The sequence below is a fragment of the Methylobacillus glycogenes JCM 2850 genome (genome assembly GCF_000617925.1).
Taxonomy (GTDB): Bacteria; Pseudomonadota; Gammaproteobacteria; order Burkholderiales; family Methylophilaceae; genus Methylobacillus; species Methylobacillus glycogenes.
Window position 1 is genome coordinate 1 of sequence record NZ_BAMT01000002.1, and the last position, 20,170, is coordinate 20,170.

General features: G+C 54.7%; 18 protein-coding genes. 15 read left to right on the forward strand and 3 right to left on the reverse strand.

From position 1 onward, the window contains the following. From JCM2850_RS03825 to JCM2850_RS03860, 8 genes are all read left to right on the forward strand, one after another. Positions 1-1,790: TolC family protein (locus JCM2850_RS03825; protein WP_025869879.1), on the forward strand; the 1,790-nt coding region annotated here is incomplete at its 5' end. 24 nt (positions 1,791-1,814) lie between these two features. Continuing rightward, positions 1,815-2,618 (forward strand): hypothetical protein, encoded by an 804-nt coding sequence (locus JCM2850_RS03830; RefSeq protein ID WP_025869881.1) that lies wholly within the window; start codon positions 1,815-1,817, stop codon positions 2,616-2,618. Between the two features lie 5 nt (positions 2,619-2,623). Continuing rightward, positions 2,624-3,904, forward strand: coding sequence for an HlyD family type I secretion periplasmic adaptor subunit (locus tag JCM2850_RS03835; protein ID WP_025869883.1), 1,281 nt, complete (start codon positions 2,624-2,626; stop codon positions 3,902-3,904). A 62-nt stretch (positions 3,905-3,966) separates the two neighbouring features. Further along, positions 3,967-5,310, forward strand: coding sequence for a hypothetical protein (locus tag JCM2850_RS03840; RefSeq protein ID WP_025869885.1), 1,344 nt, complete (start codon positions 3,967-3,969; stop codon positions 5,308-5,310). An 87-nt stretch (positions 5,311-5,397) separates the two neighbouring features. Further along, positions 5,398-7,065 (forward strand): calcium-binding protein, encoded by a 1,668-nt coding sequence (locus tag JCM2850_RS03845; protein WP_025869887.1) that lies wholly within the window; start codon positions 5,398-5,400, stop codon positions 7,063-7,065. Continuing rightward, positions 7,062-7,325 carry a hypothetical protein gene (locus JCM2850_RS22355; protein ID WP_234406117.1) on the forward strand — a complete coding sequence of 88 codons (264 nt, stop codon included), beginning with the start codon at positions 7,062-7,064 and terminating at the stop codon, positions 7,323-7,325. Before JCM2850_RS03845 ends, JCM2850_RS22355 begins: the two co-directional genes overlap by 4 nt. Positions 7,326-7,330: 5 nt before the next feature. Further along, on the forward strand, positions 7,331-9,553 hold the full coding sequence (locus JCM2850_RS23605) for a calcium-binding protein (RefSeq protein ID WP_025869891.1): 2,223 nt from the start codon (positions 7,331-7,333) through the stop codon (positions 9,551-9,553). Next, positions 9,553-11,271 (forward strand): peptidase domain-containing ABC transporter, encoded by a 1,719-nt coding sequence (locus JCM2850_RS03860; RefSeq protein ID WP_025869893.1) that lies wholly within the window; start codon positions 9,553-9,555, stop codon positions 11,269-11,271. Before JCM2850_RS23605 ends, JCM2850_RS03860 begins: the two co-directional genes overlap by 1 nt. 128 nt (positions 11,272-11,399) lie before the next feature. On the opposite strand, the gene JCM2850_RS03865 is transcribed toward JCM2850_RS03860, so the two are convergent. Genes JCM2850_RS03865 through lptM form a run of 3 tightly spaced genes read right to left on the reverse strand, consistent with a single transcriptional unit; the run spans position 11,400 to position 13,073 of the window. Next, positions 11,400-11,588, reverse strand: coding sequence for a YqaE/Pmp3 family membrane protein (locus JCM2850_RS03865; RefSeq protein WP_025869894.1), 189 nt, complete (start codon positions 11,586-11,588; stop codon positions 11,400-11,402). 35 nt (positions 11,589-11,623) lie between these two features. Further along, a complete protein-coding gene (gene lysA, locus JCM2850_RS03870) occupies positions 11,624-12,871 on the reverse strand; it encodes a diaminopimelate decarboxylase (protein WP_025869896.1) in 1,248 nt (415 codons plus the stop codon). 10 nt (positions 12,872-12,881) lie between these two features. Then, positions 12,882-13,073, reverse strand: coding sequence for an LPS translocon maturation chaperone LptM (gene lptM, locus JCM2850_RS03875; RefSeq protein ID WP_025869898.1), 192 nt, complete (start codon positions 13,071-13,073; stop codon positions 12,882-12,884). A 159-nt stretch (positions 13,074-13,232) separates the two neighbouring features. Between lptM and JCM2850_RS23315 the strand changes: the two genes are divergently transcribed. Genes JCM2850_RS23315 through JCM2850_RS03910 form a run of 7 tightly spaced genes read left to right on the forward strand, consistent with a single transcriptional unit; the run spans position 13,233 to position 20,130 of the window. Continuing rightward, on the forward strand, positions 13,233-13,712 hold the full coding sequence (locus tag JCM2850_RS23315) for a type IV pilin protein (protein ID WP_081774949.1): 480 nt from the start codon (positions 13,233-13,235) through the stop codon (positions 13,710-13,712). Continuing rightward, entirely contained in the window at positions 13,712-14,257 is a 546-nt protein-coding gene (locus JCM2850_RS03885; protein WP_025869901.1) for a GspH/FimT family pseudopilin, read from the forward strand. Before JCM2850_RS23315 ends, JCM2850_RS03885 begins: the two co-directional genes overlap by 1 nt. Next, positions 14,248-14,685: a type IV pilus modification PilV family protein gene (locus tag JCM2850_RS03890; RefSeq protein ID WP_025869903.1), complete on the forward strand. Its 438-nt coding sequence runs from the start codon at positions 14,248-14,250 to the stop codon at positions 14,683-14,685. Before JCM2850_RS03885 ends, JCM2850_RS03890 begins: the two co-directional genes overlap by 10 nt. An 11-nt stretch (positions 14,686-14,696) precedes the next feature. Next, the gene (locus JCM2850_RS03895; protein WP_025869905.1) at positions 14,697-15,713 is read left to right on the forward strand and encodes a PilW family protein; all 1,017 of its coding nucleotides are present in this window, start codon (positions 14,697-14,699) and stop codon (positions 15,711-15,713) included. Beyond that, positions 15,695-16,165 (forward strand): pilus assembly PilX family protein, encoded by a 471-nt coding sequence (locus tag JCM2850_RS03900; protein ID WP_025869907.1) that lies wholly within the window; start codon positions 15,695-15,697, stop codon positions 16,163-16,165. The genes JCM2850_RS03895 and JCM2850_RS03900 overlap by 19 nt, the downstream gene beginning before the upstream one ends. Continuing rightward, entirely contained in the window at positions 16,162-16,311 is a 150-nt protein-coding gene (locus JCM2850_RS21560) for a hypothetical protein (protein WP_159105119.1), read from the forward strand. The genes JCM2850_RS03900 and JCM2850_RS21560 overlap by 4 nt, the downstream gene beginning before the upstream one ends. Positions 16,312-16,353: 42 nt before the next feature. Continuing rightward, positions 16,354-20,130 carry a pilus assembly protein gene (locus JCM2850_RS03910; RefSeq protein ID WP_025869909.1) on the forward strand — a complete coding sequence of 1,259 codons (3,777 nt, stop codon included), beginning with the start codon at positions 16,354-16,356 and terminating at the stop codon, positions 20,128-20,130. Positions 20,131-20,170: the final 40 nt, after the last annotated feature.

A 20,170-nucleotide genomic window follows, 5' to 3' on the forward strand; every position in this document is an offset into this window, starting at 1 on the left:
CGACCGCCGCAGCGACCGCGGCCACGGCAGCAGCCAATGCTGCGGGTGAGGCGGTGCGAGCGACCGAGCAGGGCTTGAAACAGCCTCAGCTGGTGATAGCGCCCAGCACGCCTGAGCAATTGGCCAAGCCTGCGGCGAGCGCAGCCCCTGCAGCCGTGGTTGCACCAGCGCCTGTGGCCAAGCAAGCGACTCAGCCACAAGCTGCACCGCAGCAGGCTGCCAAATTGAATATTTCGCCCATAGGCTTGCAGCCGCTGGATCTGGATTTTTCAAACCAGCCGCAATCCGTGGCTGATGTCAGCCAGTTGCAGCTATCGCGCCTGTTTGGTGTTAGCACCATACCAGTTGCCGTAGGCAACGAAGTCCATAACGAATACCTGAGCAGCGAATACGCTGAGCAAACGCGAGTTGGTCAGGTGCCAGCGACCACGGTAGATACCATAGATATCCGTGGCTCTACCGATGCGGCACTTGAGTTCAGCCGCGATGTGCACGTGGCCGATGAGCGTGTGAATCAGGCCGAAGCCCAGTCCAAGCAGGCAAGAGCCTTGTTGCTGCCCAATCTTTCTGTGCGCTATGGCAAGGGTAGGGAAATTTCCAATCCTTCCTCCGCCATTGATGTGCGCACGGGTGGCCGCCTAGACGAGTCCACACATACCCGTACTGATCGTTCCATTACCCTGCGTCAACCGATTGTCGATTTATCCAGTATTTATGACTGGAAGCGCAGGCAAGCCGTTATCAGCTCACGTGAAGAATCGCGCCGTGGGGTTCAGGGTGATGCCTGGCTGTCTACCGTCAATGCCTATCTCGGCCTGACCACGAGCCGTTTGTCGGCGGATCTGTCGCTGGGTTATGAAAACCAGCTCAATGAGCTTTTCACCTATATAGACAAGCGCGCAACAGCTGGTGCCTCCAGCTCGGCTGATAGAGAGCGTGTGCGCGCTCGCAGCCTGGCTGCGCGTTCTGCACGTACCCAGCAGGAAGCTGCCCATGCCGCTGCCAGCATCGAGTTTCTGCGTTTGACCAATGTTGCGCCGCAGAACATACGCCTGCCTGAGCGCGAAGACATGGGCAATATCCCGGCCTCGGCTTCAGAAGCCATCAAGATTGCCATGAGCAATAGCCCTGATATTGCCTCGCTGCGCCAGGAGCTGCGTGCTTCCGAGATAGACCAGAATGTGGCGCGCAGCCGTTATGCTCCGCGCCTGGATCTGGAGCTGTCACGCCTGACCACTGACAATGCCGGTGGCCGCGTGGGTGAGCAGGATGACAAGCGCTTCATGCTGGTGATGAACTGGAACCTGATCAATGGTGGTGGTGATTACTACCTGACCAAGGAAAAGATCTCACGCATCGAAGAGTCACGTTACCGTCTGGATGACCTGCAACGGCGTATCAGCCAGGCCATGATTTCACAGTACGCCATTCTGGAATCCTCACGTGAGCAGTTGCTGGCGGGTTACCGCGAATTGAACGCGATCACCTCTGCTGCCAATGCCATGTCCGAGAAGATGCTGGCAGGCAATCAGTCCTTGCTCGATCTGCTGGATGTCTATGACAGGCAATATCAGGCACGTACCCGTCTGGTGACGCTGCACGCACAGGAAATCGACGCCTTGTCGCAGATCAATCGTTTGCTGGGTCAATCCCAGCCCGCGACCATGGTGGCAGGTAAAGGCCCAGGCTTCGGCCCTGCATCTTTGAACAATACCAGCGGCTCGGATGAACCAGTGGTGACACCGTTACCGCAAGATGATGGCCTGGTAGCGCCGCTGCCGACGCCATAGTGCAAGATAAGTCGAGAGGTCTGCATGCAGATAGATAACGAACAGGATGACGCGGGCATATTCTGGCCTGGCTATGTAGATGCAGTCAGCAATCTGGTGCTGAACCTGCTCTTTGTGGTCGTCATCATGACCATCGCCGTGTTCATCTTTGCCATGGAGCTTGGGCGCAAGCATGTCACCGCTGAAACACCAGTGGCACCCCCTAATGAGCAACAGCTTCAGGTTTCCCAACTCACACCTTCGGATATGCAGGCAGTAGAGCCTACTTCCCATGTTTCCGATGATGATGCGGCACGCCTGCGCCAGCAGGTTGAGGCCTTGCAGAAACAACTCGCGGCACTCAAGGGCAAGGACGAAGAAGCCCGCCGTCTGCGCGAGCAGGTAGTGGCATTGCAGGGTGAGAAGTCCGCAGGCCAGCTGGATAAGACTGGTGGTCAATTCGATAAGTCCGTAGGCCGCAACAGCCCACGCCGCGTGGTGATAGCCACCATACGTGCGGATGAGCCAGACATGACCATACAAGGCACGCAGGGTGGTCTGGTGATCGACTTTGTTGATGACGCCATCACGATTTCCACCGATGAAGCCTCTGGTTTACGTGGCCCGCTGCAGCCTATTGTCGACAGTGGCGGTGTGACCTTGGAAGTGACCGTGCCGCCTGGCTTTACCGAAGCGCGTCGTCTGGCCTTCTACCGCGCCATGGCCGTACGTAATTTGCTGATAGAAATGAAGCTGCCTGCTGATCGTATCAATGTTTCCGTACAGGATGGCAACGCGCGTTCGGATAGCTCACTGGTATCGGTAGTACCAGTTACGCGCAAGCCTTGAGTCGCATGCTGCGTGCTGCATGGCAAAGAATGACACCGACGCGGGCCTTTGTGCTGATCAGCGTGCTGGCGGTGGCGGCCCTGTTGACCTGGGCCTCGCTGGCCAGGGTGGATTTGATAGTACGTACCGTCGGCCGTGTGGTCCCGGCAGGTAAGGCGCAGATAGTGCAGCATCTGGAAGGCGGCATAGTGCGGACCATCCTGGTGCAAGAAGGCGAAGTGGTAAAGGCAGGCCAGCCGCTGATTGAGTTGTCGGATATCAAGGCACGCTCTGACCTCGGGCAGGAACGTACCAAACGCGATGCCTTGCGTGGCCGCGAGGCGCGCTTGCTGGCAGAAGCCAGAGGCAAGACGGCGATTGCTTTTCCTGCCGATTTGAATGATGCCGAGGTCATGCAGGTGGAATCTGCAGCGCTGCAAGCCCGGGTGTCCAGTGTCAATGAAGAGTCACGCGTGCTGCGTGACCAGAGTGCACAGCGCCGTGGCGAAATTGCCGAGATCGAAACGCGGCGCAAGAATTTGGTGAATGAAATTGAGTTGGCCAGGCGTCAACATCATTTGATTGAGGGGCTGAACCAGAATGGCGCAGCCTCCAAGATGGAACTGCTGGATGTTGAAGGGCGTTTGCAAAGGCTGGAATCGCAGTTGCGCGAAGCCGAGGCGGCGCTGCCGAGGTTGAAGGCGGCGCAATCGGAAATTGAATCGCGGGTGAGTGAGTTATGGGCGCGCTTCCGTGCCGATGCCACCGCGCAGTTGACCGATGTGCGTGCAGAGTTGCAGCGCTCCAGTCTTGAGTTTGAGACTGGTGTGGACAGATTGGATAGAAATGTAGTGCGTGCGCCCATGGCGGGTTTTGTGAATCGCATGATGCTTTCTACCGTGGGTGGTGTGATTAGGCCGGGTGAACCGCTGCTGGAAATCACCCCAGAGGATGAACACATAGTGGTGGAAACACGCTCCAAGCCGGATGACAGAGCCAACCTGCGCTCGGGCTTGCCAGCGCGGGTACGCATAGGCGCTTTTGATTACGCCACTTATGGTGCCTTGCCGGGCAAGGTGACCGAAGTCAGCGCAGATACGCTGTTTGATGAACGTGAAGGCTATTACTACCGCGTGCGGGTAGATGTAGGCAGTGTTAGCGAAGTCAGGATGGCCAAATCGGCCGGACCGATCTCGCCAGGGATGTCGGTAACGGCGGATATTGTAGTGGGCAAGCGCACAGTGTTGTCCTATCTACTGTCACCGATGATGCGTTTTGGGGATCGTGTTTTCCGCGATCCAAGATAAAAGTTAGTTAAAAAGCTAGCTCAAAAGTTAGTTAAGAATCAATTGCTAAAGGTAAGTTCCACATGCTGAAACGACTGAGAATCTATTACTTTTACGCGGCGTTGCCATTTGTGCTGCTGTTGCTTGGTGCCGCCATCTACCACAACGCCATCATCAAGACCCTGGTTGAGAATCCTCATCCGCAGATTAATTATGCGATCTTCGCCATCACCCTGATAGGCGGCATCCTCATCATGCTCAACGTGCGACGCATGCTGAAGGAAGCCGAGAAGCTGGATGATTTCACCACCGCTGTGCAGGCGGGTGAAGGCCCAGCTCAGTTGCAGGACAGGGCGCAAAACTACGAAGGCGATATTGCCTATGTGCTGCGCATGATGGCGACATCTACTGGCCGTGGCATTGCCCACCAGGAGCAAGTGGCGATTGATGCTGAACTCAATAGCGCAGGCCGCAGGCTGACCAATCGCAATGCCTTGCCCCAGTTCCTCACCAGCTTGCTGGTAGGTCTGGGCCTGTTGGGTACCTTTATCGGTTTGCTGGCTACTCTGGATGACATTGCGCAACTGATCTCCAGCTTTGCCACCGTCAACCTGGCGGTGGATAGCCCGGTTGAAGTGTTCCGCGACATGGTGGCGCGTATGCGTGCGCCTATGCGCTCCATGGGCATTGCCTTCTCGGCCTCGCTGTTCGGTCTGCTGGGTTCCATCATCCTCGGTTTCATGATGGTGGCAGTACGCCGCTGTAACCAGGAAGTGCTTTCGCTCCTGGGCTCCGAAGTGGCGCAACATATTGAGCAGGCATTGTCGCGTGTGGCCAATGCCAAGACAGTTAGCGAAGGCGGCACTCTGGTCGCTGGCGATGGCGTGATTGAAGGTGTGGTGCTGGAAGGTGGCAGCACAGGCTCTGGCTTTGCCGCGGGTATGGACCCGGCAGAACTCAAGTTCCGCCGTGAAATTGCCACTGAAGAAATCCGCGTGCTGCGCCGTATTGAAGAGCGCCTGAGTGAATCCTCACGTTTGCAAGATAGAGCGCTGCAAGCTGAGCTGGATAACTTCAGCAAGCAACGTAGTGAAATGATGCGCGCCATGGCCGACCACAATGAATCGGTTTCACAATTCCGTGGTGAACTGCAACGTGTGGGCCGTCAGCTGGGCACCATTCTTAACCTGATGGAGCGCGGCAACGCCGATATGTTGAGCCAGTTGAATGATCATTTCACAGGCTTGATTCAGGCCACCACGCGCCAGGGTAGTGATCTCTCGCGCATGAGTGACATGATGACGCGTATGACAGATGACTCCATGGAGTTGCGTACCAATATCACCGAAATGATGGACAGGTTCTCACCTGCCGAGCAGCGCGCGGTAATGGAAGCGCTGCTGGAAGAAGCAAAGGCAAAGCGCTAGGTTTTAGCTTAATCAAAGCGGCGGCCCTGGCCGCCAGCTTGAGACTGCCGGGTCTGGTTCCGGCAAATCAGAGCAAGGAGTAGCATCATGGCAATTACCCAACCCGCAGTGACCGAACAACGCAATGGCCCCAGTGCCAAGCAGAACCACGTGACCAATGTGACGCGTGTACATGCAGATGCGGACGGCATTATCAAACTGACGGAAGGCCATGGTGCGCTGAAATCGGTTGATGTCGCTGACGTTGACCTGGTGCTGGGCTTTGCCGATGGCAGCTACATCATCATCCCCAACGGCGCACTGGATGCGCTGGAAGCCGATGCACCCAAGGTGCAATTCGGCGATAGCTTCAACACCAACCTGACCGAACTGTTCAAACAGGTTGGCACTGTTGATGCTGCTGATGCTGGCAATCTGCGCATCATCAGCGAGAATATCGATACCCGCTTGACCGAGCTGCAGCCTGATGAAATTGATTACGCTGCGCTGTTCATGGCTTTCAACAACCAGAACGCCGCGCCCGCCGCACCAGCTGCGCCTTTGCCCCAAGCGCCATCCTTGCCGCAATCGGCCTCTGCCAACCAGATTCAACGCGGCAGTATCAATGGCCGTGGCAATAACAGCGGCGAGTTTATCGATGCGATTATTCCGCCACGCGTGGATCAGCCAGCGGTGTTCCGTCTGGGTAACCGCGTTGAAACACCTGAAGGTTTGAATATTGCTCAGCCCGAGATTTTTGGTGGGCTGTATACCGCTTCGCAATACAAAACCGGGCAGGCATTTACCAACGATTTGCCTACAGGCGCACGTGACCCCAGTGGCACGGCGGCAGAAAATGCCGAGGCACGCAGTGCTGCAAGCCAGGCAGCTATTGAAAGAATCAATGGCACCGCAGGCAATGACAACATTACGTTGAATCCTTTGTTCTCCAGTGATGCTAACCAGGTATGGAACAAGAATTTCTACCTCAGTACCAATGGCTTTACTGGTGTCACCGAGATTACGCTGCAATTTACCCCAGCCCCTGGTCAAGCCTTGCCGCCTGGTTTCAGTCTCAGCGGCTCAGGTGTGTCTTCTGTCAGTGGTAGTGGCGGTACGCTATGGACTATCAACCCCAGCGCCCTGGTGTTGCAGCCGGATGGTACTTACGGCATAGATCTTAAAGTGCTGTTTGATATAGGTGGCAGCGCTTCCGATTTCACTATCGTCGCCCTGATCAAAGGCCAGGTCAGTGCCGTGACTTTTGAGCTGAGCAAGGATTTCTACTTCAGCTACCGTGATGCCGTGACCGTGGATGATTACACAGCCACCAAGAATGGTGAGTCTGTGCTGATTCTGCCTTCCAATGGTGTGGGTTATATCATTGATGCTGGCAATGGCGATGACCTGGTGGAAGGTGGCGCCGGGCGCGACTCCATTCTCGGTGGTGATGGCAATGACACGCTGTATGGCGGTACTGGTCACGACACCATACAAGGTGGCTTGGGTAATAACACCATCTACGGTGATACCAACAGTGGCACCACAGACGGCGTCAACACGCTGAGCTATGAAGGCATGACCGCAGGGCAGAATGCCACTGCCAGTATAGGCGTCAACAACAGTGTACAGGCACTGTGGTACAAGGCGGCAACACCATTGCCACGGATACCTTTAATGATATCCAGCACATCTATGGTGGTGCTGGCGATGACAATTTCAGCGGTAATGCACGCGCCAACCTGCTGCGTGGCGGCGATGGCAATGACACTCTGACTGGTAATGGCGGTGCTGATACGCTGGAGGGTGGCAACGGTGTAGATACCGCGAGTTTCGCCGGGCTGGCCTCGGTTGATGTCACGCTGGATGCCAGCGGCAATGGCACAGCTACCAGCACCAGCGGCAACGTCACTTTGCGCAGCATAGAAAACCTGGTGGGCACAGACAATAATGACACCTTCAGGGTGTCAGTTGCCCCTAGCCTGGATACTGCCAGTGGCGCTATCCAGGCACTATCAATGGTGGTCTGGGTGTAGATACCGTGATCTACAACAGCAGCATTACTTCCAACATTGTCGCCAATCTGCAGACGGGTGAAGCCAACGGCTTGGCCAATGTGTTGACCAGCATAGAGAACATCACCACCGGAAGTGGTAATGACACCATCTTTGCGAGTGCTGCGGTCAATCGGATTGATGGCGGTGCAGGCAGCAATACCGTGGATTACCTCCATGCTGGCGCGAATGGCGTGGCCATCAATATTGCCGACCCAACAGTAGAAACGCAGATCAGTGGTGGTAGCGGTGCCGACGTGCTGATCCGTATCCAGAATATCAATGGCTCAGCCACTGGCAATGACACCATCACGGTAGGCAATTTCAACAGTAACATCAATGCGCGGGATGGGATTAACACCATCACTGCTGGTAACAGCAGCAGCACGGCTGTGTACAACATTACTGCAGGCTCCGGCAATGACACCATCGTGGCCTCAGGCAGTGGCAATCACACGATAGCGGCTGGCAATGGTAACAACTATGTTGGTGTGGGCGGTGGCAACAGCACCATCACCTCGGGCATAGGCAATGATGTTATCGAGGCGGGCAGCGGCAATAACACGATCAACGCAGGTGATGGCTTTAACCGTGTCTCCGTAGGTAACGGCAACAACAATATCACCACGGGTGCCAACAATGACAGCATCTATGCTGGCAGTGGCATCAACACAGTGTCTTCGGGTGCAGGCAATGACTACATCATGGTCGGCAATGCCGCTTCAACCGTGGATGGTGGTTCCGGCGTGGATAGCCTGTTCTATAACGTGGTGAATAATGTGGTGAATGCCAACCTCGCCACGGGCGTGGTGAATGGTGTTTCTGGCCGTGTGACCGGAATCGAGAATTTGCGTACTGCCAATGGCGCAGATGTGCTGATCGGCAGTGATACTGACAATATCCTGGAAGGCGGTGCTGGTGCAGACACCATAGATGGTGGTCTGGGTACTGATACTGCCAGCTACGAAAATGCAGCAGGCGGGGTAGTCGTCAAGCTGACCACTGCAGCGGTGGCTGGGGTGGGTGCTGCAGGGCAGCAGGGCATCAGTGGTGAGGCGCAGGGTGATGTCATCAGCAATATCAACAATCTGCGTGGCTCGGGGTTCAACGACGCCCTCTATGGTGACCAGCTCAATAACCTGATTGAAGGTCTGGGTGGTAATGACACTATGGAAGGCATGGGTGGCAACGATACCCTGATAGGCGGCGCGGGTGAAAATACCGCCACTTTCCTGCACGCTTCGGCGGCCGTGAACATTAATCTTGGCACTACCAGCACCATCAGTGTCAGCCATACCGCTGATTTCAGTACCACCAAAGTAGCGGCTTCTGTGAGCACCAATTATGGCGGCACGCTGGGCACCAGTTATCTGGTGGATATCCGCCACTTGATAGGCACTGATTTTAACGACACGATTGTTGGCGATGGTCAGAATAACCGCATAGAAGGCGGTCTGGGTAATGACTACATTGATGGTGGTGCCGGGAATGACAGCCTGTTTGGTGGGGATGGTAATGACACCTTGATCGGTGGTTTGGGCAATGATTATCTTGACGGCGGTAATGGCAATGACTCACTGCTTGGCGGTGATGGCAATGACACCTTGATCGGTGGTGCCGGGGCTGACACTCTGGATGGTGGGGCTGGCAATGACCTGATGCAAGGTGGCGATGGTAATGACATTATCTACGCCACCCAAGGCCGCGATACAGTCAGTGGCGGCGCTGGCAATGACACCATTTACGCCTCGGTTGATGAATTGGCCAATGGCACTGCCAATTACACCCAGAACCGTTTTACCAGCATCAATGGGGACTCTGGGGTTGATACCTTGATTCTGACAGGCTTCAGGCCCAACGAGCTGTATCAGCTTTCGACCTTTGCGCCTACAGGCTCGGAAGCGCCGGGTTATGCCAAGGTGACCAATATCGACATTATTAATATCAAGGATAACGTCACCACCACACTCTCTGTGGATGCCAATAGCATCAAGAGTGTGTTGGGCTCTTCAAGCCAACCCCTGCGTTTGGTGCACGATGGTGGTGCTGGCGGGGACGTATTGACCTTCACACTGAACTCCGGTGAACAGGTCAGGGATGCCAGCAATAACGTGGTTTCACCCAGCAATATCACCGCTGAAGGTATTTATACCATCTACAACGCCAGCAATCAGGCACTGGCCGCAGTGAACTGGACCACGGCCGCTTGATGCAACAAAAAGCGAGTCCGGCCATTGGTTTTGCCACGCTATGGCAGTTATTGCGTCAACAGTGGTTTGAGGTCAGTTTTGCCAGCCTGTTGATCAACAGCGGCCAGATATTACTGCCGCTGTTCTCCATGCTGGTCTACGACAAAATCGTCAGCAACGGCGTGTTTGAGACCTTGTGGGCGCTGGTCATAGGCATGGCGATTTTTATTGCGCTGGATGTAGGCATGCGCATCACGCGTAACTGGACCGTGGAAAAGGTCGCGGCCGATATGGCACGCCGCACCGATGAAGGCTTGTGGCACAAGCTGCTGGCGGACAGGGATACGCCGACTGGCGGCATGGCCACTTTCCTGGCGCATTACCGCGACCTCACCAACGCGCTCAACTTTATCTCCTCCACCTATCTACTGGCGATTGCCGATCTGCCTTTCTATTTGCTTTATATGCTGGTGATAGGCGTGATTGCCTGGCCCATCATGATTTTGGTCGGGATACTAACCCTGTTCTATGCGGGCATAGGCTATATGCTGCAACGCCAGACCTTGCGCCTTAACCGCGATGCCGAGAAAACCTCTACCCAACGCATGGCTTATATAGGCGAAGTGCTGCAAGGCATGGAAATCGTGCGTACCGTGCCAGGCGTGGAAGCCTTGCTCAAGGGCTGGCGCAGTCAGTCTGATCAGGTCAGCGAGCTGGAAGCCGCACGCCGTCTCTCGGCCAGCCACAGCAATACTTTATCCGCAGGCATGATGACCTTTACCACGGTAGCGGTGCTGACTCTGGGCGCTTATCTGATAGAAGCGCGGCTATTGTCGGTGGGCGGCTTGATTGCCTGTTCACTGCTGGCAGCGCGCGCCATGATGCTGGTGACTTCGCTCTATCTGGTGCTGGGCAAGTGGGAAGATTTTGCCCGTGCTGCCGGGCGCATGGATCATCTGCTGGAGTCTGGCAAGGCGGCGCAAGGGGTCAGTGAAGACATAGAGCAAAGTGCGCCTCATGCTTCGTTCAAGGTAGCCAAGCCCGAGGCCAGGGGCGATATCACCCTGCTACGCCTGAGCAAGCGCTACCCTGATAGGCCTGCCGCGCTGGACAGTATTAGCCTCAATATCGCTGCTGGTGAAAAAATAGGCCTGCTGGGCAGACCAGGCGCAGGCAAGAGCACGCTGCTTAAACTGATTGCTGGATTGAACATCGCTGATGAAGGCGAAGTGCTGATTGATGGCTACGAACTGCATGCCATTTCCCCCGCAGACCGCGCGCGCTGGATGGCCTATAAGCCGCAAGACCCGGTGCTGTTTGCGGGCACCTTGGAAGCCAATCTGTTGCTGGCAGGCAGCAAATCCAACAGTGAACGCATGCAACAGGCACTGTGGGCCTCAGGGCTGGAAGAAGAACTGAAACAGGGCAGGCTGACCCTGACCATGGCGATTGCTGACCGTGGCAGCAACCTCTCTGGCGGGCAGCGGCAGAAGGTGGCGTTGGCTCGGACTTTTGCGCAAGCCAGCCGTATCTTGCTGCTGGATGAGCCCAGCCTGGGCCTGGACCCTGAAGGCGAAAGCCTGCTGGCACAACGCCTGCCGCAAGTGGTGGGTGATGGCAACCTGATCATGATCAGCCATAGTGCGGCTATGATGAGTGCGGTGCAGCGCATTATTGCGCTGGATGGTGGCAAAATGGTGGCTGATGGCCCCAAGGAAAAGCTGTTGCGATCAGCCTAGCTGCAAGCCGCTATTCAGGCTGCTGTTGAGGTCGCTATTGCCCGCGACGAAAATAAAAAAGCCAATGTGTAAACATTGGCTTTTTTCATACTTGAAACTGCGGCTTTATTTCTGCAAAAGCGGCAGCGCTATTTTTGCAAGGCGCGCTGGATTTTCTGATCGGTCTTGTATTCGCTCAAGGCGTATACCGACCAGATGGCCGCAGGCAACCAGCCTATGATAGTCAATTGCAGAATCAGGCAGATGATGCCGGCAATTGGCCGACCTATGGTGAAAAACTGCACCCATGGCAGGAAAATGGCAAGAATCAGGCGCATTTAAGTCTCCGCTTATTGGTATTTGAATATGAAGTTTAGCCCAGAATTTGCTCAAGTGCGAATAGCTGGGAGATGGTTTCACGCTGGCGTACCAGTTGATACTTGTCACCAAATACCATGACCTCGGCAGCGCGTGGGCGGGTATTGTAGTTTGAGCTCATGCTCATGCCGTAAGCACCTGCGGACAAGACTGCCAGCAAATCTCCCTGCTTGAGCGCGAGTTCACGATCATGGCCGAGGAAATCGCCACTTTCGCATACTGGGCCAACAATCTCATACACCTGCGCCGGGGTATCTGTAGCCGGGTTCACGGCCACTATGTCGTGGTAAGCGTCGTACAGCGCAGGGCGCATCAGGTCGTTCATGGCTGCATCAACAATGGCGAAATTCTTGGCCTCGGTGTGCTTGAGGTATTCAACCTTGGTTAGCAGCGTGCCTGCGTTGCCTACCAACGCACGACCTGGCTCGAACACTAGCTTGACCGCACGCTCACCCAGTTTTTCCAGCACCGCCGCAGCGTAGGCTGAGAAATCAGGGGGAGTTTCATCGCTGTAGCAGATGCCTATGCCACCACCCAGATCAATATGTTCTATGGCAATGCCTTCGGCTTCTAGCTGATCCACCAAGGCCAGCACGCGATCAAAGGCGTCAAGGAAGGGTGACAGCTCTGTGAGTTGCGAGCCTATATGGCAATCGACGCCATGCACCTTGATGTTGTCCAGGCTGGCTGCACGCTGATATAAGCTGAAAGCATCTTCATAAGCCACGCCAAACTTGTTGTTCTTGAGGCCAGTGGAGATGTAAGGGTGGGTCTTGGCGTCTACATTGGGATTGACGCGCAGCGACACTGGCGCGATCTTGCCCAGGCGGCCTGCAACTTCATTCAGGCGCTCCAGCTCGCTGGCGGATTCGACGTTAAAGCAGAAAATGCCTGCCTGTAATGCGGCCTCCATTTCGGCGGCTGTCTTGCCTACGCCGGAAAATACCACTTTTGCCGGGTTACCCCCTGCTGCCAGCACGCGTGCGAGTTCACCGCCAGAGACGATATCAAAACCTGCCCCCAGGCGCGCAAAGGTATTGAGCACAGCCAGGCTGGGGTTGGATTTCACCGCAAAGCACACCAGATGGTCACGTCCAGCAAACCCCGCTGCAAAGCGCGTATAGGCGGACTCAAGGGCTGCCTTGGAGTAGACGTAGCAAGGGGTGCCGAATTCCTCGGCAATGCGGGTCAGGGAAACATCTTCGGCATGCAGGTTGCCATTTTTAAGCTGGAATGAATTCACGGGTAGACGATCAATCGAGTTGTTTGGTTTGAACCGGCGTTTGCCTGCTTGAAGCGGGCTGCTTTTGCTGGGATTGGTTGGATTGCGACTCAGCGGATGGTTGATCCTGGGGGTACTGTCTTTCCGGGATATAGAGATCACCCTTGGTGCCGCATGCGGCCAGTATCAGGCAACTAAGCAAAATCAGGAGGCAGGGACGCATGGTGTTTGAATGCAAAGAGTTGATTTTAACATAAGTGCCTGGCACTACTGCAAAGCGGGGCTGGCTGACCGTTTGTCAGTGACATGTCACCGTTTATCGGTAAAACTGGCAGGTGTGTACTTCTTTATTGCATGATGCCAACATGAAAGGAGAGTGGCGATGAAAGCAGTCCAACAGTTAAATCCAGTTCAGCCCGGGAAGTCTGCACAAGACATTAAAGCGGCACAGCTGGGATTTACCTTGATAGAGCTCATGATCGTCGTCGTTATCGTGGGCATTTTGGCAGCGGTTGCTATTCCTTCATATAACCGATACGTAGTTCGAGCCAAAGTGGCGGAAGCGATTTCCCAGCTTTCGGATGTACGCAACCGCATGGAGCGCAGTTACCAGGATCATAGGCGTTATGACTGTGCCAATGTGACCATGCCCGCCTCGCCTGCTGTGCAATTTTTCACTTATGCCTGCAGCAATCCCAGTGGCAATCAGACTTTTCTCATCACCGCCACTGGTGTTGCCGCTCAGGGCCTGAGTGGTTATAGCTACACTATTAATCAGGATAACCAGCGCATCACCACTGGATTCCCAGATGCGACGGTGCCTGCCAGCTGCTGGCTGACCAAACCCGGTGGAAGTTGCTGATGAGCTCGCGGCAGCAGGGGTTCACACTGGTCGAGATGATGGTGACACTGGCTATTTCCATCATCTTGCTCAGTGTTGCGATTCCCAGCTTCAGCGATATGTTGGGCAATATGAAAATCCGTGCAGCGGCCCAAAATATCAATACCGGCTTGCAATTGGCACGAGCCGAGGCAATACGCCGCAATACCAATGTGGTATTCACCCTGGGTGAGTATCCCGCCTGGTCAGTAGGGTGCCAGATTGTGGTGGTGGATGTTGATGCCGATGGTGTGGAGGATTGCCCTGAGGTGATACAGAACAAGAGCAGCAATGAGGGCGCGGCCAACATCGCGGTAGAGGTGACTCCGGCAGGCACAGGCCGCATCACCTTCAATGGTATGGGGCGCGTCACTTACAACAATGATGGCAGCAACCCTGTGCGACAGCTGGATTTCACTTCTACTGGAGGCGGCAGCCGCAATTTACGTATCCTGATTCGCGGAGGCAGCGTGCATTTTTGTGACCCCGCTGTCACGACCGTAGGAGACCCAAGAGCATGCGCCTAAACTCTGCCCAGTTCCAGCAAGGTTCTATTCTGCTCGAGGGCTTGATTGCCATTCTGGTGTTTTCCATGGGGGTGCTGGCCATCATAGGCTTGCAGGCTTCGGCCATGAAAACAGTATCGGATGCGCAATATAGGCTGGAGGCGGCATATCTGGCCAATCGCCTGGTATCCAGCCTCTGGACCGCGGGTAGCAGTGGCATTGAGAACTATGGCTTGCCGGGTGGCAGCTCTCCCGATCTGGCCAGATGGCTGGCCGATGTCAGTAATCGCCTGCCTGGCGTGGATACGCACGCGCCTACCGTAGTCATCAACGGTGATGCCACCACTGGCTATACCGCCACTGTCACAGTGTTCTGGCAGCCACCATCGGAACGTGAGGCACATAGCCATACCACCGTGGCTTATATCCATATGAATCCCACACCATGAGGACGGCCATTATGTATCGTCATCAACGCGGATTCAGCCTGGTCGAAATGATGGTAGGCATCGTCATTGGCCTGCTGGGTATGCTGGTGATAGGCCAGGTATTGTCCATCTCGCAGGACAGTAACCGTACCACGGCCGCAGGTAGTGATTCACAGCAGAATGGCGCATTGGCGCTGCTGGCCATAGAACGCGATATTCGTCAATCTGGTTATGGCATGAATGTCTCACAAGTGCTGGGATGCCAGGTTTCTGGTACTGATACCAGCAATGGGCGTGCCGTCAGTTTCTTGTTTGTGCCTAGTCGTATTACGCAAGGTTTGGATACTGCACCAGATGTGATTCAACTGACCTATAGCAATGCCAATATGATCACTAGCCCTTCTGCGCTATTGCAAAACATGGTCACTGCTGATTCTGATTATGTGGTCAGTAATCGCTTTGGTTATACGGTTGGAGATGTGCTGGTGACGGCTGCCGCTGGCATGACCTGTGATCTGACGCAGATTACAGCGACGCCAGGGACACCGTATCAGAACAACATCACCCATGCTTCTACAGCCCGTTACCATGGCAGCCTGATTTATCCCTCCAGTGCTCAGGTGTTCAATATGGGGCGCAATCCGGTGAGCAATCGTTATTCCATTGTCGATGGTGGCTTGCAGATGTTTTCTGAATTGACCGGCGAGGCCATGCTGATTGCAGATGGGGTGATTGACCTGCAGGCAGACTATGGTCTCAACTCCGACGGTGATGTCGGCAATACCATCGATGGCTACAGCACCACGCCTGATCTCAATGGCGATGGCATCATCTCGTGGGATGAATGGGAAAAAGTCATGGCGGTACGGGTTGGCCTGGTTAGTCGTAGCGGCAAACGGGAAGCCGAAATAGTTACCAGCAACTTGCCCACCTGGACTGGTGGCACCTTTAGCAATGTTGGCAATTTGAGCGACTGGCAGCATTACCGCTACCAGGTCTTTGAAACCACAGTGGTGTTACGGAACATGTTATGGAAACCACCCACCTGATCCCGTCCATATCAGCCCCTGCACAGCGTCAACGCGGTGTGGTGCTGCTGATTGCATTAATCGTGCTGATTGCCATGACCTTGGCTGGTCTGGCCTTGTGGCGCTCTGTCGATGCCACCAATGTCATCGCCGGAAATCTGGCATTCAAGGAATCCACGCTGATGTCTGCCGACCGTGGGTTGCAGGCCGCTCTGGTCTGGCTGGATGGCAATCGCAATGCACTGGGCGACAATAATCTGGCCCAGGGCTACACCGCCAATACGCTTACCACCGACCCGGACTGGTATGGCACCAGTGTCTGGAGCAATGCCGTGGATGTAGGTACCGATGCCGCCGGTAACCGGGTGCAATACCTGATACATCGCTTGTGCCGGACAACTGGTCCTTATAACGGTCAGGATGGGACTGGCGTCAACAACACCTGCTCCACCTCCTTGTCCAAGAGCCGGTGACCAATGCCACTGTAGGCAGCAGCCTGCAAATCGGGGCTTCGGTTTACCAGACCAATCCATCGGTTTATTACCGCATTACCACACGTGTGCAGGGGCCGCGCAACACAATCAGCATTGTGCAGGCTACCGTCATGGTGCCTGTCTAGGCACCTGACATGCTAAAGGGGAGAAACAACAAGATGAATTCAATGATGCTCAGCAGAAAGTTGTCCCTGCTATGCCTGGGCTGGCTGTTGCTGTTGGTTAGCCAGGCACAGGCTGCCGTGACCGATATCTCCAATAACCCACTCTCCACTGCCTCTGGTACGGTGGTGCGGCCTAATGTGATGTTCCTGCTGGATGACTCTGGCAGTATGAACTGGAATTACATGCCGGATTACGTGAACTCCACCAATAAATGCCGCACTGGTATTAGTGGTCGTACTCAGGGGAGTTGCGAAACTCTTGGTATAAATACTGACAACAATGCACTTACTCAGGGTGGAGCACCTCCGGTATTCAATTATCAGATGAATTCCGTTTATTACAACCCTAACGTGCTGTATACGCCGCCAGTGAATCCTTGCGATATTTCACAGACGCTGCCCAGCATGAATGGGAGCAATAGTGGGGGCTGGACAGCGGTTAGGGTGAGTGGACATCAAATTGATGCTGGCACTTGTGCGCAGACATCAGTCACAACCAATATTCTGTCTAATTATCCAGAACTAATTTATTGCGACGGGACTAGCAGCAGAAGTGAGTGCAAACGCAATGGCTATGACAAACGTGAGGCTAGTGGTGGCACCTATGATAATGGCGATGGCGATTATGATTGGCCGTTTAGAGTAGGTACTAAGGATTACATTAATCCCCGTACCATGAATAGTAATCCGCATTACTACATTATTGATCCGCTGGAGTTCTGCACAGACGCTACCTTGTTTAACTGTAGGGCTACAAGAGACAGTGCCTACAACGTGCCGGCGTATATACGCTATTGCAATAGTAGCAATAATGCGGATCGAGTCGGCGTGGTTAGCGGGGGAGGGTGCCGTGCCAAGTATTCTGCCCAAGTCCCAGTGTTTGTCTTTGCGCGTTATGGCAAGTTCCGTCGTATCGATATACTACCTGATAACACCTTTGCCAAGACGGCTGACCGGCTGGATTGTGCGGGCACTACCTGCTCATACGCGGAGGAAATGACCAATTTCGCCAACTGGTATGCCTATTACCGTACGCGCATGATGACCATGAAAAGTGCCGCAGGTCAGGCCTTCTCTACCATAGACAATAACTACCGCGTGGGCTTTATCACCATCAACCCTGGTTCTGGATCAGTCCGTGCCGACAGGTATCTGAAAATTGACGACTTTGAACCTGCGCACAAAAAAGCCTGGTACCAAAAGTTCTATGCTTCAGGAGGTACTGGTAACACCCCTTTGCGTGAAGCCTTGTCACGAGTAGGTCGGCATTATGCCGGGGTTACCGGCGGTATCAACAACGGCATGCCCGACGACCCGATTCAGTTTGCCTGCCAGCAGAATTTTGCCATCCTGACCACAGATGGTTACTGGAATAATAATGGCGGGCAGAATCTTGCCGGCAGAGCAATTGAGAATGAGGATGCAGCGGATGAAGATTATTCCAAACGTTCAGACGGTGCTTATGATGGTGGCCCCAGCATTGGTGGTTTCACTGCACGAGGCGAGGCTATTCCGGCCAGTGGTACCTTGGCCGATGTCGCCATGTATTACTACAAGAATGATCTGCGCCCGAATATGGAGGACAAAGTACCTACCACAACCAAGGACAAGATAACCGCGCAACATATGAATACATTTACCTTGGGCTTAGGGCTGGATGGTGAACTGGATTACCGTGCCGATTATGAGCTGGCGAGTGAGGGCGCTTTTGCCGAGATCAAGCAGGGGTTACGCAATTGGCCTGTACCTGCGCAAAACGCGCCCAGTGCCCTGGATGACCTATGGCATGCCGCCGTCAATGGCCGTGGCCTCTACTTCAGCGCCAAGCAACCCAAGGAGTTGATCTCAGGTCTGCGCAGTGCGCTGGCCGGGGTGTCTGACCGTACGGGTGCAGCATCAGCTTCAGCTACCAGTAGCCCCAATATCACCCAGACTGACAACCGTATCTTTAGCTCGACCTACCGTAGCGTGTATTGGGATGGCGAAATTGTCGCCCAGGTGATCAACCCTGCCGATGGCGTTGTTAGTGATGCGATTGCCTGGAGTGCGCAGGCGCAGGTGAATGGCCAGGCCGATGGTCGCCGTATTTTCAAGAATGATGACGGTAGGACACCGTTGATTGAGCCTTTCCTCTGGGCCAACCTCAGTGATGCCGAACGGCTGTATTTCAGCAATAAGTGCGACTCTCTGTCGCAATGCCGCAATCTGACCAGCACGGCCAAGGCTAAAGCCAATCTTGGAGAGAACATGGTCGCTTATCTGCGCGGGCAGTCTATCAACAGTGGCGAAGCGGTGCAGACGGACAAGGCGTATCGCTTACGTGCCAACCTGTTGGGCGATACCGTCAACTCTGCGCCTGCCTACATCAAGCAACCCAGGTTCAACTTTGTTGATAGTGTCTCGCCGAATTACCAGACCTTCAAGGGGAATCAATCCACGCGCCAGGGCACTTTGTACCTAGGGGCCAATGACGGCATGCTGCATGCCATCAATGCCGAGACTGGTGCTACGCGCTGGTCCTATATTCCACAGTCTGTCATGCCTAATCTCTACAAGTTGGCAGACAAGAATTATGGCGAGAGCCATCAATACATGGTTGACGGCTCTCCCCAGACCATGGATGTTTATGATGCCACTACCAGCGCCTGGCGTACCGTACTGGTAACTGGCCTCAACGCAGGCGGACGCGGTTATGTAGCACTGGATGTCACAGATGAAAACAATCCCAGTGTGCTTTGGGAGTTCTGCCACACTAGCGCGCATTGCCGACTCTGGGATGCAGACCTTGGATATACCTATGGCAACCCGGTGATAGCCAAACTGCCTACAGGTAATGCCAATGCCGGGCGCTGGGTGGTGATGTTCACATCCGGCTATAACAATGTCTCACCCGGCAATGGTCAGGGCTATCTTTTTATCGTTGATGCCATTACCGGTGCCGTGATCCAGAAGCTGGGTACGGGTGTGGGCAGCGCTGCAAGCCCTAGCGGTTTTGCTAAGCTGGCAACCAGCTCTGGCATCAATGTCAATGCCGATATTGATGCCAGTGCCAGCGCCGTTTATGGCGGCGATCTGGTGGGTAATCTCTGGAAGGTCGACCTGACCGCGAGGGTGCCAGCGGTGGCGCGCATGGCTTACCTGACTGATCCCTCGGGTGTGGGACAACCACTGACCACCAAGCCTGAAGTGGGAAAAGTACCTTCCGTAACCGAACCCATAATCTTTATGGCAACAGGGCGCTATCTGGGTCTGAGCGATATTACCGATACGCAAAGGCAGACTGTTTATGCCATCCGCGATAATGGTACGGTATATACCGGACGTAATCTGACGCCAAGGACGATTTCGCAGTCTGGCACCTCCGCTTCCTCGACCGGAACCAGTCTGGATTGGGGTAATGGTGGCTGGTATGCCGATCTGCCCGAATCAAGAGAGCGCGTGAGTATTGATCCGCAACTGGCATTGGGAACGTTGCTGGTCATCAGTAATACCCCGCAAATCGATAACGTAAACGCTGCGGATAATGGTTGTGCCATTGGTGGTAGCAGCTGGGTATATCAGTTTGATTTCAGGACCGGTACGATGATCCCGGGCTCCACTACCCTAGGTCAGAAAATGCAGACTGGGGTCAGTGTGGGGGCTGTCATATTCCGCCTGCCCAATGGGCAACTGAAGGCTGTGGTTACGGATGCCCGCGGCCAGAAAACTACCATAGGGGTACAGACCTCGGCTTCGGATGGGGTATCGCGTCGTACTGGCTGGCGTGAATTGACGAGATAACGCCTAGCTCAAGATAAAAAAGCCAGGGTGAGCCCTGGCT